Genomic DNA, 13,553 nt, shown 5'->3' with positions numbered 1-13,553 from the left:
CTGTGAGTGCAATTTGGCAAGGCCCGTCCTATACTGATTTGCATGACCCTCTACAGGCGTGTGACCAAGTTTCAGACCCGCGTCTTGCTCGCCGCGGGCGTGTTGCTGCCCGTGCTGGCCGCCGCGCAGGTCGCGCCGCTGAAGTACGAATTGACCGGTGACCTGGGCGGCGCCGTCTACGGCACCCAGAGCGTGATCCGCAGCAAGGGCAATGAGACCCGTTTGCTGCCTTATGGCTTTTTTGACTACGGGCGCCTGGCCGTGCGCGTGGACACCCTGAGCCTTAAAACCGTGCAGTTCGGCTACGGCTACCTGGAGCTTGCCGGCCGTGTCAGCCAGGACGGCTGGCGCGCCGACACCGCCGCGCTGTCGGGCCTCAAAGACCGCAAGACACCGATCCCGCTGGGCATAGGCACTTTCCAGGAAACGCCTTACGGCGCCTTGTTCCTGAATGCCTTTGTCGATGCCAACAAGTCGCACGGCAGCCTGCTGGAAGCCACTTATGCGGCCGAGTTCAAGGTGGGAGGCTGGTCTTTCTACCCGCAGGTGGGGCTGGAATACAGCAACGCCAAATACAACAACTACCTTTATGGCGTCAGCGCGGCGGAGTCCGCCGCCAGCGGGTTTGCCGTCTACAACGCCGGTGCTTCCACGGCTCCCGTGCTGGGCCTGGGCGTTGACGTGCCGTTGGGCGATCCCTGGACGCTGACCATGCAGGTGCGCCGCAAATGGCTGGATTCCTCGGTGCGCAACAGCCCGCTGATCAGCCGCCGCACGCAGGACACTGGCTTTATCGCCGTGTCTTATCGCTTTAGATAGGCGGGCTTCAGACCGCGGATTTGTGCCGCGCGATACAAGTGTCCAGCACCTCGCCGCTTTCTCGTTGCCACCAGTTGCCGGTCGAAAAAATCTCCACCTCGCTATAGCCCGCGAAGCCCTGGGCTTCCACCCATCCGCGAATCTTCGGGATGTCGATCACGCCGTCGCCCATCATGCCTCGGTCGTTGAGCAAATCGGTGGTCGGCGTCAGCCAGTCGCAGACGTGGAAAGCCAGCAAGCGCTGCTTGCCGGCGCGCTGGATCTGCGCCTCAAGCTTTGGGTCCCACCACACGTGGTAGACATCCACCGCCACGCCGAGCGCGCCTGATTTGGCAGGGTCCAGCGCATCGCATATATCGAGCGCATGTTCCATGGTGTTGATGCAGGCACGGTCGGCGGCATACATGGGGTGCAGCGGCTCGATGGCCAGAGGCATGCCTGCGGTGCGCGCGTAGTCGAGCAGGGCGGCGATGCCGTCATGCACCTGGTTACGCGACAGCGCGATGTCTTTGTGTGCCGCTTTGCCGGCCAGCGCGCCCGGCAGGCCGCCCACCACCAGCACCAGGCAGGCGGCGTTCAATTCACAGGCCTCGTCAACGGCGCGGCGGTTGTCGTCATGCGCGGCTTTGAGTCCCGCTGCGTCGGCCGCGGGAAACATACCGCCGCGGCAGTAGCCGGAGAGCTGCAGCCCGTGCGCTTTGACCCGCTTTGAGATGGCCGGCAGGCCGGCGGCGGCCACCTGGTCGCGCCAGGGCGAGATAGCGCGTATGCCGCGCGCCGCGCAGGCGTCGAGGATGTCGGTCAGCGGCTGCTCGACGCCGCGGCTCCTGCGCACGGTCGCGGTGTTGATGGAGAGCCAGCGGTGGTCTTGGGAAAAATCTCTCATGGGTGGCAGTTTCAATCGGGTCAGTGGGAAGGCGGCGCGGTGTTGCGCCGGCGCAGTTCGCGGATGATCGCCGCGTTGTCGAGCTCGCCGTCACCGGCGGCGACGGCCGCGCGCAGCAGCGCCGCATGGGCTTCGGACAGCGGCAGTTCTTGCCCGGCGGCTGCGGCGCTTTCTATCATCAGCGTGAGGTCTTTCAAGTGCTGGCGTATGCGCGACTGCGGCGCGAAGTCGCCATCCACCATCATCCGGCCCTTGGCCTGGGCCGCGCCGGACGTCGCCGGGCTGGCCAGCACCAGCGCCAGGAATTGTTCGGGCGCGATACCCAGGCTTTCGGCAAAGACCATCCCTTCGGCCAGCGCCGCGCGGTTCAGGCCCAGCACCAGGTTGGTGGCCAGCTTGGCCCTGGCCCCCATGCCGGCACCGCCCACGTGCATGCGCTGGCCGGCCATGGCGGCCAGCACGGCTTCATACTGCTGCAGAGCGTGGGCGTCGCCGCCCAGCAGCAGGGTGGCTTCGCCCGCGGCGATCTGCTGGCTGGAGCCCGACAGCGGCGCCTCGATGAAAGCAATGCCGCGCGCTGCCAGGCGAGCGGCCAGCGCCTGGAGTTCATGCGGTGTGCCGGTGGAGCAATCGATGATGCAGCGAACGCCGGGGACGGACAGCAATCCGCCAGGTCCTTCGACCACGCTGAGCACATCGGCGGTATCGAACACGGCCAGCACCACGCAGGAGGCCGCGCCGGCGACTTCGGCCAGAGATGCGGCGGGGCGTCCTCCCTGGCCCGCCAGCGCGGCACGCGCCTCTTCACGCAGGTCAAAGCCCGTGACCTCAAAGCCGGCGGCGGCCAGGCGCCGCGCCAGTGCCGAACCGACCAGGCCCAGGCCGACAACGCCTATGGAGTTTTCCTTTGCCATGGATTCACGCCGCGAGCGACGCGCCTCCGCAAATCTGGATGTCCTGGCCGGTGATGGCAGCGGCATCGGATGAGAGCAAAAACGCGACCAGCGCGGCGATCTCTCCGGGCTGGATCAACCGGCCCAGGGGCGGCAGCTTGGGCGGGGTGGTGGCGCGCGCCGGGTCCGTGAGCATGGCGGTTTCGGTGGCAGCCGGCGACACGACATTGACGGTCACGCCCGCAGCCGCGGTTTCCGCGGCCCAACTGCGCGCCAGGGCCACCAGCGCCGCCTTGGTGGCCGCATACTGGCTGCGACCGGCCATGCCGCGCGCCACACGGCTGCCGACCAGCACCACGCGGCCTGCGCCTGCCTGCGCCATGACGGGAACCACGATGTTGGCGATGCGCGTGACGGCATCGACATGCAGCTGCCACATCAGCTGCGAATCTTCGTTGGACAGTTCACCCAGCCGGCCCACGCGCAGCACGCCGGCCGCGTGGACCAGTGCCTGCACGGGGCCTGCCGAGCGCAGGGCGCGTTCCGTGGCCTCAACCTCGCACAGGTTGACCTCGGTGGACGAAAACGCCGGGTGCACGATGCGCGCGGGCGCGACGTCCAGGCCAATCACGTCCCAGCCCTGGTCCAGCAGCGCCTGCGCGATGGCCAGCCCTATGCCCGAGCTGCTGCCCGTCACGAGTGCGCGTTTGACGTCTTCATTGGCCATGGCAGCTTGCCTTATTCGACACGGATATTCCCGTCCGTGATGATTTTCTGCGATCGCGCCATGTCGGCGGCCTGGAATTTCGCGAAATCTTCCGGCGTGCCGGGCGTCAGCACCAGTCCTTGCTGGATCAGCTTGTCGCGCATGTCACCCGCGAGCGCCTTGGTCGTCTCTGCATTGAGCTTGTGCGCGATCTCGGCCGGTAGTTTGGCCGGCGCCCACAGGCCGTACCAGCTGTAGAACTCAAAGCCCGGAATCGTTTCGGCTACCGTCGGCACATCGGGCAGGCTGGGCGCGCGCTTGTCGCCGGTGACCGCGACGACGCGCAACATGCCGCTCTTGTGGTACTGCAGCGAGCCGAGGATGGGGTCGATGAAGCCGTCGATCTGGCCGCCTATCAAATCCTGGAAGGCGGGCGCCGTGCCCTTGTAAGGCACCACGGTGTATTCGATGCCGCCGGCACGCTTGAGCAGCTCGGTCGAAAGATGTCCCGCCGAGCCTATGGAGCCGACCGCGAAAGTCATTTTTCCGGGATTGGCCTTGGCATAAGCCAGCAGCGATTTCACGTCGGTGATGGGCAGGTTCTTGTTGATGGCCACCGACAACGGCGCCTTGGCGACCAGCGAGATGGGCGTGAAGTCCTTGACCACGCCATAGGGCACGGACTTCATGGTCATGGGTGCGGTGGTGAAGGTGGAGGCGTTGAAGAGCAGGGTGTAGCCGTCCGCCGGTGCCTGTGCCACGACGCCGGCGCCTATGGTGCCGTTGCCGCCCGCACGGTTTTCCACCACAAAGGGCTGGCCCAGCTGTTCGCTGAGTTTTTGCGCGAGCTGCCGGCCCACCGCGTCCAGCGTGCCGCCGGGCGGGAAGGGGATGATGACCTTGACCGGGCGGTTTGGATAGGCCTGTGCGAAGGCGCCAAAGGCCATGGCTGTGAGGCAGGCTGCCAGGCTGGCTTTGAGGAAGGTGCGTGTTTTCATGCTTGTCTCCAGATGATTTATTGATGAGTGATCCGGCAGGAATGTGGCAACGGTGTGGACGGTCACTCCACTCCGTGCAGCGCGAGCAATGTCTTCATGCGTTGCACTGCCAGCTCAGGCTGCTCCAGCAGGTTGGCCGCATCGGCCAGGCGGAACAGCTCCGCGAAATGCTGCAGCGAACGCGTGCTCTGCTGCCCTCCCACCATCGTGAAATGCTTCTGGTGGCCGTTGAGCCAGGCCATGAAGACCACGCCGGTTTTGTAAAAGCGCGTGGGCGCGGCAAAGATGTGGCGCGACAGCGGCACCGTGGGGCCCAGGATGGCGTGGAATTTTTCCAAGTGGCCCTGCGCCAGTTCGCCGAGTGCGGCGCTGGCGGCCGGTGCGATGGCGTCGAAGATGCCCAGCAATGCATCGCTCTGGCCGTGCGTTATTTCCTTGCCGAAACCGTCGCCGGCAATCAGCTCGGCGTAGTTGAAATCGTCGCCGGTGTACATGCGCACGCCGGCCGGTAGCCTGCGGCGCATGGCAATTTCCTTGTCCTTGTCGAGCAGCGAGATCTTGATGCCGTCAACCTTGCCGGCATGGGCATTGATGATGCCCAGCGCCGTATCCATGGCGCGGTCGGCATCGGGGCTGCCCCAGTAACCCGCAAGCGCCGGGTCGAACATGTCGCCCAGCCAGTGCAGCACCACGGGCTGCCTGGCCTGGCTCAGGATGCGGTCGTAGACGCGCTCGTAGTCGGCCGGGCTTTTGGCCACGCGGGCCAGTGCGCGCGAGGCCATCACGATGAGCTTGCCGCCGAGTTTTTCAATGGCCGCCATCTGCTCTTCATAGCCGGCAATGACTTCGTCGACCGTCTTGACGTTTTCCAGCACCAGGTGGTCGGTGCCGCAACCGGAGGCGACGAGCGCACCCGGCATGTCTTTGGCCGCATCCAGCGAGCGGCGTATCAGCTCCAGCGAGGTCGGCCAGTCCAGGCCCATGCCGCGCTGCGCCGTGTCCATGGCTTCGGCCACGCCCAGGCCCAGCGACCACAGGTGGCGGCGGTAGGCGATGGTGGTGTCCCAGTCGATGGCGCAGGCCAGCCACGGGTCCACCGCCGCCAGCGGGTCGGCCACCACGTGTGCGGCGGAATAGGCGATGCGGTTGAACTTCAGTCCTGCAGCGGGTTTGACGGGTGTGCTGCCGCGCAGCGTGTAAGGCTTGAGGCCGCCGCTATCACCGGCATTGGGCAAGGTCAGTGTCAGTGCCATGGGATGCTCCTCAAACCTTCAGCGGCGGCACGTCGATCCAGCGCCGCTCTTTCCAGCTTTGCAGGGCCGCCTCGACCAGCTGCACGCCCTTGGCGCCTTCGGGCAGCGTCCATTTGTAGGGCTCGTTTTCGACCACATGGCGTATGAAGTGTTCCCACTGGATCTTGAAGCCGTTGTCGTAGGTCTGCGAGTCCGGCACTTCCTGCCACTGGTCGAAGAAGTTCATGGTCTGCTTCTCGTCGGGGTTCCACACCGGGCGCGGCGTGGTCACGCGCGACTGGGCGCGGCAGCTCGACAGGCCCGCCACGGCCGAGCCGTGCGTGCCGTCCACATGGAAGGTGACCAGGTCGTCGCGGCGCACGCGGGTGGCCCAGGACATGTTCATCTGCGCAATGACGGGCTCGCCGTTGTGGCCTGTGAGTTCCGCCGTAGCGTATGCGGCGTCGTCGGCGGTGGCCTTGTAAGGCTTGCCGGCTTCGTCCCAGCGCTCGGGAATGTGGGTGGCGCCTATGCAGGAAACGGACTTGACCTCGCCGAACAGGTTGTCCAGCACATAGCGCCAGTGGCACATCATGTCCAGGATCATGCCGCCGCCGTCTTCGCTGCGGTAATTCCATGAGGGGCGCTGGATGGGCTGCAGGTCGCCTTCGAACACCCAGTAGCCAAACTCGAGCCGCACCGACAGCATCTTGCCGAAGAAGCCGGCGCGGCGCAGCATGTCGAGCTTGCGCAGGCCGGGCAGGAAGAGCTTGTCCTGCACGGCGCCGTGTTTCAGGCCGGACTTTTCAGCCAGGCGGGCGATTTCGACAGCCTCATTGAGATTGGTGGCGATCGGCTTTTCGCAGTACACGTGCTTGCCGGCGCGGATGGCTTTGGCCAGCAGGGTGGGGCGCATCTGCGTGGTGCCGGCATCAAAGAAGATGGTGTCGTCCTTGTTCTTCAGCGCCTCGTCAAGGTCGGTGCCCCAGCGCGCGAGGCCGTGAGCCTTGGCCAGGGCCTCAATCTTCTCGGCATTGCGGCCTATCAGGATGGGGTCGGGCATGACCTTGTCGCCGTTGGAAAGCGTTACGCCGCCTTGCTTGCGGATCGCGACGATGGAGCGGATCAGATGCTGGTTCATGCCCATGCGTCCGGTGACGCCGTGCATGATGAGTCCTAGTCGTTGGGTGGCCATGGGGTCCTTCTCTCTTTGGCTTGGGGGTGGCTGGGTTGCTTGGGGTAATGCGGCGGCCGCACCCTGGTCCTGCCAGGGGTCTTCAAGGGGTGCGGAAACGCTGCGGGGAAACTTGCCGGGTGTTACTGGGTGGGCTGCAGTCCGGCGGCCTTGACCAGCACGGCATTGCTCTTGATTTCATCCTTGATGTAGGCGTCGAACTGCTCGGGCGGGAGCGTCCATGCATCGGCGCCCAGGGCGGCGAAGCGTTCCTTGACTTCGGGCGTGTTCAGGGCTTTGACGACTTCGTCGTGCAGGCGATTGACGATGTCGCGCGGCGTCTTGCCCGGAGCCATCATGCCGATCCAGAAGTTGAACTCCGAACCCGGAACGCCCGCTTCCGCTGTAGTGGGCACCTGGGGCAGGGCGCTGGCGCGTTTGGGCGAGCCGACCGCGAGGGCGACGAGCTGGCCGTTCTTGATCTGGCCTATCACCGGCGCGATGGGCGAGAAGTAGTAATCGACGCGGCCGGACATCACTTCCGTCACCGCCTCGCCGGAGCCCTTGAAGGGAATGTTGGTGGCTTCGATTTTGGCGGCGAGCTTGAATTTCTCGGCATTCAGGTGGGTGGCGCTGCCCTGGCCGGCCGATGCGAAGTTCATGCTGCCGGGCTTGGCGCGCGCGGCAGCCAGCAGTTCCTGCAGCGTCTTGATGTTTTTGGCGGGCGACATCACCAGCACATTGGGTGTGCTGGAGATCGGCGTCACGCCCGCGAAGTCGCCTACGGTATCGAAGGGCAGCTTGGTGAACGTCGAGGGGCTGACCGTGTGCGAGGACGAGTGGATCATGATGGTGTAGCCGTCCGGCGCGGCCGTGGCCACGGCCTGCTGGCCTATGGTGCCGCTGGCCCCGCCGCGGTTGTCGATCACCAGTGCCTGGCCCATGCTCTGGCTCATCTTGTCGGTGATGGCGCGGGCAATGATGTCGGTGGTGCTGCCCGCGGCAAAAGGCACGATGACACGGATGGGCTTGTTGGGATAAGAGCCCTGGGCGCTGGCCACGAGGGGCGACAGTGCTGCCAGGCAGGTGAGGCCGGCCAGTGCGGCACGACGTGTGAACTTCATGTGCTTTGTCTCCTGAAAAGGGGTCACTGAAGGGCTTTGCAAGACCCGTCGATGCCGCCGGTGTTGTGGGATGCCGGAACGCAGTTTACGCTTAATTCACCAGTAAGTGAATTAAAATTGTAAAAAATGGCCTTACCACCGGATCAACGGCGATCGGGATCAATTTCCAGGATCAGTTTCTAAGGACGTACCCCAGGATGACCTCGCACATGTGCGAGAGCCGCTCGTGGCGTGCCTTGGGGGCCATCAGGTCGCGCCCGAAGATGGCCGACAGCGTGTGGTTGTTCGACAGGTAGAAATACGACATCCCGGCGATGGACACATACAGCTGCACCGGGTCGATGCCGCCGCGGAACAGCCCGTCCGCGCGCCCGCGCTCGAGGATTTCCGCCAGGGTCTGGACCAGCGGTGAGTTCATTTCCTGTACGCGGCTGGACATGGCCAGGTGCCGGCCCAGGTGCAGGTTTTCACTGTTAAGAAGGGTCAGGAACTCGGGGTGGGCGAGGTAATACTCCCAGGTGAACTCGGTGAGGCGGCGTATGGCCTGCGCCGGGTCCATGTCGCGCAGGTGCAGCTCCGTCTCCGCCGCGCGGATGTCGGCATAAGCGTTTTCCAGTACCGCCAGGAAGAGCTCGTCCTTGCTCTTGAAGTAGTAGTAGATCAGGCGCTTGTTGACGTCCGCGCGCTCGGCGATACGGTCCACGCGCGCGCCGCCCAGGCCGTGCTGCGCGAACTCGTCGCGGGCGGCCGCCAGGATGGCCAGTTGGGAGCGGTCGGCATCGCGCGAGCGGGGTTCGGCGGGCTTTGTTTTGAGGGGCGGCATGAGGAGAATTTAACCGTTTGGTGAATTAAAGCAAGAAATCCGCGGTGCGAGCACTCCGGGGCGCTCCAGGATGCACACAGGGAGGAAGGGTACCTCCATAATTGGGCAGGTACCGGCCGTTCGCGCCGGCCCCCCTGGCAAAGGAGATGGCCATGAGCAATTCAGACACACCGAAAGACGGCGACTTCGCAAACTGGATAGACCAGAAAGCCGAGGCGCTCAAATTCCAGCTGGGTGAAAAATTCCCGGTGCCGCCGCCTGAACTGCATTCTCCCTCGGTGCATGTGGAGACCGGCCGGCAGAAACTCGAAGAGGTGCTGCTCGAACACGAGCAGCCCACGGAGGAGTTTCTCGAGGAACTGCGAGCCCTGGAAGGGGCGCCGCCTTTAAGCGACGAAGAGCTGGCGCGGCAAGCCCTGGAGGCCGGCGGTGGCGACGGTGACGCGGCCACGCCAGAATAATTGGCCCACCCCCGTCCAGGCTCATTGCGTGTAGCCTGTTCCCCCCTCAAGGGGGCGGCGCCTGCGGCCCGGCAAAGCCGAAAAATTGATGTACCCCTATCGGGCTCACTTCGTGTAGCCCTTTTCCCCTTGCAGGGGACGGCGCCTGCGGCCCGGCAAAGCCGGTTCCGCGGCTCCAACTTGATTGAAGAGCGCCACATTCGGTCGCTGCGCTTGTGCGCAATCCAGCGGCACAATAGCCGAATGACATCTCAACTTGCCGGCCATCTCCTTGTCGATTGCCTTCTGGCCCAGGGCGTTACCCACGCATTCGGTGTTCCCGGTGAAAGCTACCTCGCGGTGCTCGACGGCCTGCATGCGCGCCAGGACAAGATCCGGTTCGTCACCTGCCGGCAGGAGGGCGGCGCGGCTTTTATGGCCGAGGCCCACGGCAAGCTGACCGGCCGGCCGGGCGTGTGCATGGTCACGCGCGGGCCGGGCGCCACCAACGCCTCCATCGGCGTGCACACGGCCTTCCAGGACTCCACGCCCATGGTGCTGCTGGTGGGCGACGTGGCCAGCGATTGCCGCGACCGCGAGGCCTTCCAGGAGGTGGACTACTTCAACTTCTTCGGGCCCAGCACCAAAGGTTTTGCCAAGCGCGTGGAGCGCATCGACGAAGCCGACCGCATTCCCGAATACGTGGCACGCGCCTTCGCCACCGCGATGAACGGCCGCCCCGGCCCGGTGGTGCTGGTGCTGCCTGAAGACATGCTGACCCGCATGACGGCCGCGCAGCCGCTGCCGCGCGTGGAGGCGGTGCAGGCCTGGAGCGACCCGGGCTCGCTGCGCACGCTGCGCGAGATGCTGCTGAAGTCCGAGCGGCCGATGATCATCGCGGGCGGCGGAGGCTGGACGCCGCAGTCGGCGCAGGCGCTGCAGCGCTTCGCTGAAAACTGGAAGCTGCCGGTGGGCAATGCCTTCCGCTTCCAGGACACCTTTGACAACCACCACCCGCTTTATGCCGGCGACGTGGGCATAGGCCTGAACCCCAAGCTGGCCGCGCGTGTGAAGGCCAGCGACCTCATCATCGCCATAGGTCCGCGTCTGGGCGAGATGACAACCGGCGGCTACACGCTGCTGCAGGCGCCGCGCCCCACGCAGAAGCTGGTGCACATCCATGCCAGCGCCGAAGAGCTCAACCGCGTCTACCAGGCCGACCTGGCGATCAACGCCACCATGAATGCCGCCGCGCGCTCGCTCGAGGTGCTGACGGCGCCGGTGAGCGTGGCCTGGGAGGCCTGGGCAGCGTCGGCGAACGACGATTACCTGGAGAACCTGAAGCCCACGCCTTCTGCCAACCTGCCGGGCGACATCGACATGCCGGCCATCGTCGGCCTGCTGCAAAAACATTTGCCAGCCGATGCGGTGCTGACCAACGGCGCGGGCAACTTCGCGAGCTGGGTGCACCGTTTCTTCCGGCACCACGGCCTGGTCAAGGGCTACAAGACGCAACTCGCGCCCACGGTGGGCGCCATGGGCTACGGCGTGCCGGCGGGCATCGCGGCGGCGATCACCACGGGCCGTGTGGCCTTCACGATTGCGGGCGACGGTGACTTTTTGATGAACGGGCAGGAACTGGCCACGGCCGTGCAGCACGGCGCCAAGAGCATCATCGTGCTGCTCAACAACGGCATGTACGGCACCATACGCATGCACCAGGAAAGGGAGTACCCGCGGCACGAAAGCGGTTCACGCCTGAACAACCCGGATTTCGCCGGTCTGGCGCGCGCCTACGGTTATGCCGGTGTGCGCATCACGCGCACGGCCGAGTTTGAGGCCGAGCTGCTCGCGGCGCTGGAGCGCAAGGAGGGAACGGTGATAGAAGTGACGCTGGACCCCGAAGTCATCACTACGCGCGGCACGCTCTCGGCCATCACCAACGCGGCCGCCGCGCGCCTGGCCGGCGGTTCCGCTCATTGAATCGCGTCAATTGGGTTCACGCATGAATGTGGTTTTCGACTTCGGCGCAGTGCTGTTCGAGTGGCAACCGGCCGAGCTTTTGCGCACCCACTTCAGCCACCTGACACCCTCGGCCGAAGCGGCCCAGAAGCTTGCGGCCGATATGTTCCACCATGAGGACTGGGTGGCCTTTGACCGCGGTACGCGCGAGTTGCCCGATGTGGTGGCCTCCATGGCGCGGCGGCTGGCCTTGCCGGCCGGCATGCTGCACGGCTTTCTCGCGCCGATTGGCGAGCGGCTGCTGCCCATTCCCACCACTGTGGCCTTGCTGGAACAGTTGCAGCGGCGCCGCGCCAGCCGGGGCGACGTACATCTCTACTACCTCTCCAACATGCCGGCGCCTTTCGCACGCGTGCTGGAAAGCCGGCACGATTTCCTGCGCCATTTTGAAGGTGGCATCTTCTCGGGCGATGTGAAGCTGGCCAAGCCTGACCCGGCGATCTTCGAACTGCTGGCCGAACGCCACGGGCTGCTGCCGGCCGAGACGCTGTTCATCGACGACTCCGCTGCCAATGTCGCGGCGGCCCGGCAACTGGGCTGGCAGGCCATCCATTGCACGTCGCCTGCCGCATTGCCCGCCCAGGTGGCGGCGCTGCTGCCTGGCTGAGCCTGCAGGGCTTCAACGCGCTCCGGCGCTCCAATAAAAAAAGGCCGGGGTGACCCGGCCTTTTTTATGGGGAGGCGGCTTCATGACAAAGCCGCCTTATGCACGAAGGATTACTCCTTGATGTCCACAGCGTAGAAGTTGTGGCGGCCGAACGGGCTGTTCTTGTAGCCGATCACGCTCTTGCGCACGGGCTTGAGCTGCACCGCGTGGGCAATCGTGAACCAGGGAGCCTGTTCCTTGAAGATGACCTGGGCCTGCTGGTAGAGCTTGTTGCGCTCGGCAGGGTTGGTCACGGTCTTGGCTTTCAGGACCAGGTCTTCATAAGGCTGGTAGCAGAACTTGGCGATGTTGGAACCGCTGGCGGACTGGGCCGAAGCGCAGCCGAGCAGGGTGTACATGAAGTTGTCAGGATCACCGTTGTCGCCGGTCCAGCCCAGCATGCCCATCTGGTGTTCGCCGGCCTGCAGGCGCTTGCGGTACTCGCCCCATTCGAAGCTCTTGATCTCGGCGGTCACGCCGACCTTGACGAGGTCAGCCTGCATCAACTCGGCAATGCGCTTGGCATTCGGGTTGTACGGGCGCTGCACGGGCATGGCCCACAGGTCGGTGGTGAAGCCGTTGGGGAAACCGGCCTGGGCCAGCAATTTCTTGGCGGCTTCGGGGTTGTACTCGTCGTCCTTGATGGCGTTGTTGTACGCGGCCATGGTCGGCGGGATCGGGTTCTTGGCGGCAACGCCGGTGCTCAGGTACACGCCCTCGACAATGGCTTTCTTGTTGATCGCCATGTTGATGGCCTTGCGCACGCGCACGTCGTCAAAAGGCTTCTTGGTCGTGTTGTAGGCCATGTAGCCCACGTTCAGGCCGGCCTGCTCGACGATGGTCACGTTGGGGTCCTTGCGGATCGCGTCCAGGTCGGCGGGATTGGGGTAGGGCATGACGTGGCACTCACCCTTTTGCAGCTTGGCCCAGCGGACCGATGCGTCAGGCGTGATCGAGTACACGAGGTCGTCGATCTTGGCCTTGCCGCCCCAGTACTGCGGGAAGGCCTTGTAGCGGATGATCGCGTCTTTCTGGTACTGCACCAGGTAGAAGGGGCCGGTGCCGACCGGGTCCTGGTCGATTTTTTCCGGCGTGCCGGCCTTGAGCATGGCGTCGGCGTATTCCTTGGACTGCACGGCCGCGTAAGGCATGGCCAGGTTGGCCAGGAAAGGCGCTTCAGGCTTGTCCAGCGTGATCTTGACGGTCATGTCGTTGACCTTTTCCACCGACTTCAGCAGCTTGGGCATGCCCATGTCGCTGAAGTAGGAGTGGTTGGGGCTGGTGACCTTGAAGAAGGCGTTGTCTTCTTTCCACTGGCGTTCGAACATGAACAGCACGTCGTCGGCGTTGAAGTCGCGCGTGGGCTTGAAGGCCTTGTTGGAGGCGTGCCATTTCACGCCCTTGCGCAGGTGGAAGGTGTAGGTGAGGCCGTCGGCGGAAATGTCCCATTTTTCGGCCAGGCCGGGGATGACCTTGGTGCCGCCGTATTCGAATTCGACGAGGCGGTTGTAGACGGGTTCGTTGGCATCGAACGAGGTACCCGTGGTGTTGACACCGGGGTAGAAGTTCTCGGGGCTGCCTTCAGAGCAGAACACCAGCGTCTTTGCGGAGACGGGTGAAAGTGCCAGCAGCGCTGGCAGGGCGACGGCGCACAGCAATGCGCGCTTGACCGGGCGTAGCCGGCTTGCACTTGGTTTGGTCTGAATCATTTGACGATCCCTTTGGAGGTTAATGCTGCTTTTGCAGCGGGGGCTTGCGGCCGGATTGCACAACATTTGTGACGTTGAGCG

13 protein-coding genes are annotated in these 13,553 nt (G+C 64.7%); 4 read left to right on the top strand and 9 right to left on the bottom strand.

Translation table 11 applies throughout. From position 1 onward, the window contains the following. Nucleotides 1-42: 42 nt before the first annotated feature. Complete coding sequence (locus AC1DXS_RS18175; RefSeq protein ID WP_477738872.1) at nt 43-819, top strand: MipA/OmpV family protein; 777 nt, start codon at nt 43-45, stop codon at nt 817-819. Between the two features lie 7 nt (nt 820-826). Here the strand turns inward: AC1DXS_RS18175 and AC1DXS_RS18170 are convergent, their stop codons facing one another. From AC1DXS_RS18170 to AC1DXS_RS18135, 8 genes are all read right to left on the bottom strand, one after another. Further along, nucleotides 827-1,705, bottom strand: a complete 879-nt coding sequence (locus AC1DXS_RS18170; RefSeq protein ID WP_477738871.1) for a sugar phosphate isomerase/epimerase family protein — start codon at nt 1,703-1,705, stop codon at nt 827-829. Between the two features lie 20 nt (nt 1,706-1,725). Further along, nucleotides 1,726-2,619, bottom strand: a complete 894-nt coding sequence (locus AC1DXS_RS18165) for an NAD(P)-dependent oxidoreductase (RefSeq protein WP_477738870.1) — start codon at nt 2,617-2,619, stop codon at nt 1,726-1,728. 4 nt (nt 2,620-2,623) lie between these two features. Continuing rightward, nucleotides 2,624-3,325 (bottom strand): SDR family NAD(P)-dependent oxidoreductase, encoded by a 702-nt coding sequence (locus AC1DXS_RS18160; protein WP_477738869.1) that lies wholly within the window; start codon nt 3,323-3,325, stop codon nt 2,624-2,626. Between the two features lie 11 nt (nt 3,326-3,336). Continuing rightward, on the bottom strand, nt 3,337-4,302 hold the full coding sequence (locus AC1DXS_RS18155) for a Bug family tripartite tricarboxylate transporter substrate binding protein (protein ID WP_477738868.1): 966 nt from the start codon (nt 4,300-4,302) through the stop codon (nt 3,337-3,339). Between the two features lie 62 nt (nt 4,303-4,364). After that, on the bottom strand, nt 4,365-5,555 hold the full coding sequence (locus AC1DXS_RS18150) for a dihydrodipicolinate synthase family protein (RefSeq protein ID WP_477738867.1): 1,191 nt from the start codon (nt 5,553-5,555) through the stop codon (nt 4,365-4,367). Nucleotides 5,556-5,565: 10 nt separating this feature from the next. Further along, nucleotides 5,566-6,729 carry a Gfo/Idh/MocA family protein gene (locus tag AC1DXS_RS18145; protein ID WP_477738866.1) on the bottom strand — a complete coding sequence of 388 codons (1,164 nt, stop codon included), beginning with the start codon at nt 6,727-6,729 and terminating at the stop codon, nt 5,566-5,568. A 122-nt stretch (nt 6,730-6,851) separates the two neighbouring features. After that, nucleotides 6,852-7,832, bottom strand: a complete 981-nt coding sequence (locus AC1DXS_RS18140) for a Bug family tripartite tricarboxylate transporter substrate binding protein (protein ID WP_477738865.1) — start codon at nt 7,830-7,832, stop codon at nt 6,852-6,854. A gap of 172 nt (nt 7,833-8,004) precedes the next feature. Next, complete coding sequence (locus AC1DXS_RS18135) at nt 8,005-8,655, bottom strand: TetR/AcrR family transcriptional regulator (protein ID WP_477738864.1); 651 nt, start codon at nt 8,653-8,655, stop codon at nt 8,005-8,007. Between the two features lie 152 nt (nt 8,656-8,807). On the opposite strand from AC1DXS_RS18135, the gene AC1DXS_RS18130 reads away from it, so the two are divergent. The 3 genes from AC1DXS_RS18130 (at nt 8,808) to AC1DXS_RS18120 (ending at nt 11,724) form a co-directional block, all read left to right on the top strand. Continuing rightward, nucleotides 8,808-9,116, top strand: a complete 309-nt coding sequence (locus tag AC1DXS_RS18130) for a hypothetical protein (RefSeq protein ID WP_477738863.1) — start codon at nt 8,808-8,810, stop codon at nt 9,114-9,116. A 243-nt stretch (nt 9,117-9,359) separates the two neighbouring features. Then, nucleotides 9,360-11,078: a thiamine pyrophosphate-binding protein gene (locus AC1DXS_RS18125; protein ID WP_477738862.1), complete on the top strand. Its 1,719-nt coding sequence runs from the start codon at nt 9,360-9,362 to the stop codon at nt 11,076-11,078. Between the two features lie 22 nt (nt 11,079-11,100). After that, on the top strand, nt 11,101-11,724 hold the full coding sequence (locus AC1DXS_RS18120) for an HAD family hydrolase (RefSeq protein WP_477738861.1): 624 nt from the start codon (nt 11,101-11,103) through the stop codon (nt 11,722-11,724). Between the two features lie 110 nt (nt 11,725-11,834). On the opposite strand, the gene AC1DXS_RS18115 is transcribed toward AC1DXS_RS18120, so the two are convergent. Further along, nucleotides 11,835-13,472 (bottom strand): ABC transporter substrate-binding protein, encoded by a 1,638-nt coding sequence (locus AC1DXS_RS18115; RefSeq protein ID WP_477738860.1) that lies wholly within the window; start codon nt 13,470-13,472, stop codon nt 11,835-11,837. Nucleotides 13,473-13,553: the final 81 nt, after the last annotated feature.

This window comes from Polaromonas sp. P3_B1 (assembly GCF_056402935.1).
The sequence above is the reverse complement of the archived record's forward strand: the minus strand, read 5'-3'. Positions and strand labels throughout refer to the sequence as shown.

Excerpts from the sequence above, each read along its gene's own strand:
- AC1DXS_RS18140 (WP_477738865.1), bottom strand. The coding sequence starts at position 7,832 with ATGAAGTTCACACGTCGTGCCGCACTGGCCGGCCTCACCTGCCTGGCA.
- AC1DXS_RS18150 (WP_477738867.1), bottom strand. The coding sequence starts at position 5,555 with ATGGCACTGACACTGACCTTGCCCAATGCCGGTGATAGCGGCGGCCTC.
- AC1DXS_RS18165 (WP_477738870.1), bottom strand. The coding sequence starts at position 2,619 with ATGGCAAAGGAAAACTCCATAGGCGTTGTCGGCCTGGGCCTGGTCGGT.
- AC1DXS_RS18135 (WP_477738864.1), bottom strand. The coding sequence starts at position 8,655 with ATGCCGCCCCTCAAAACAAAGCCCGCCGAACCCCGCTCGCGCGATGCC.
- AC1DXS_RS18120 (WP_477738861.1), top strand. The coding sequence starts at position 11,101 with ATGAATGTGGTTTTCGACTTCGGCGCAGTGCTGTTCGAGTGGCAACCG.
- AC1DXS_RS18175 (WP_477738872.1), top strand. The coding sequence starts at position 43 with ATGACCCTCTACAGGCGTGTGACCAAGTTTCAGACCCGCGTCTTGCTC.
- AC1DXS_RS18170 (WP_477738871.1), bottom strand. The coding sequence starts at position 1,705 with ATGAGAGATTTTTCCCAAGACCACCGCTGGCTCTCCATCAACACCGCG.
- AC1DXS_RS18155 (WP_477738868.1), bottom strand. The coding sequence starts at position 4,302 with ATGAAAACACGCACCTTCCTCAAAGCCAGCCTGGCAGCCTGCCTCACA.
- AC1DXS_RS18125 (WP_477738862.1), top strand. The coding sequence starts at position 9,360 with ATGACATCTCAACTTGCCGGCCATCTCCTTGTCGATTGCCTTCTGGCC.
- AC1DXS_RS18115 (WP_477738860.1), bottom strand. The coding sequence starts at position 13,472 with ATGATTCAGACCAAACCAAGTGCAAGCCGGCTACGCCCGGTCAAGCGC.
- AC1DXS_RS18130 (WP_477738863.1), top strand. The coding sequence starts at position 8,808 with ATGAGCAATTCAGACACACCGAAAGACGGCGACTTCGCAAACTGGATA.
- AC1DXS_RS18145 (WP_477738866.1), bottom strand. The coding sequence starts at position 6,729 with ATGGCCACCCAACGACTAGGACTCATCATGCACGGCGTCACCGGACGC.
- AC1DXS_RS18160 (WP_477738869.1), bottom strand. The coding sequence starts at position 3,325 with ATGGCCAATGAAGACGTCAAACGCGCACTCGTGACGGGCAGCAGCTCG.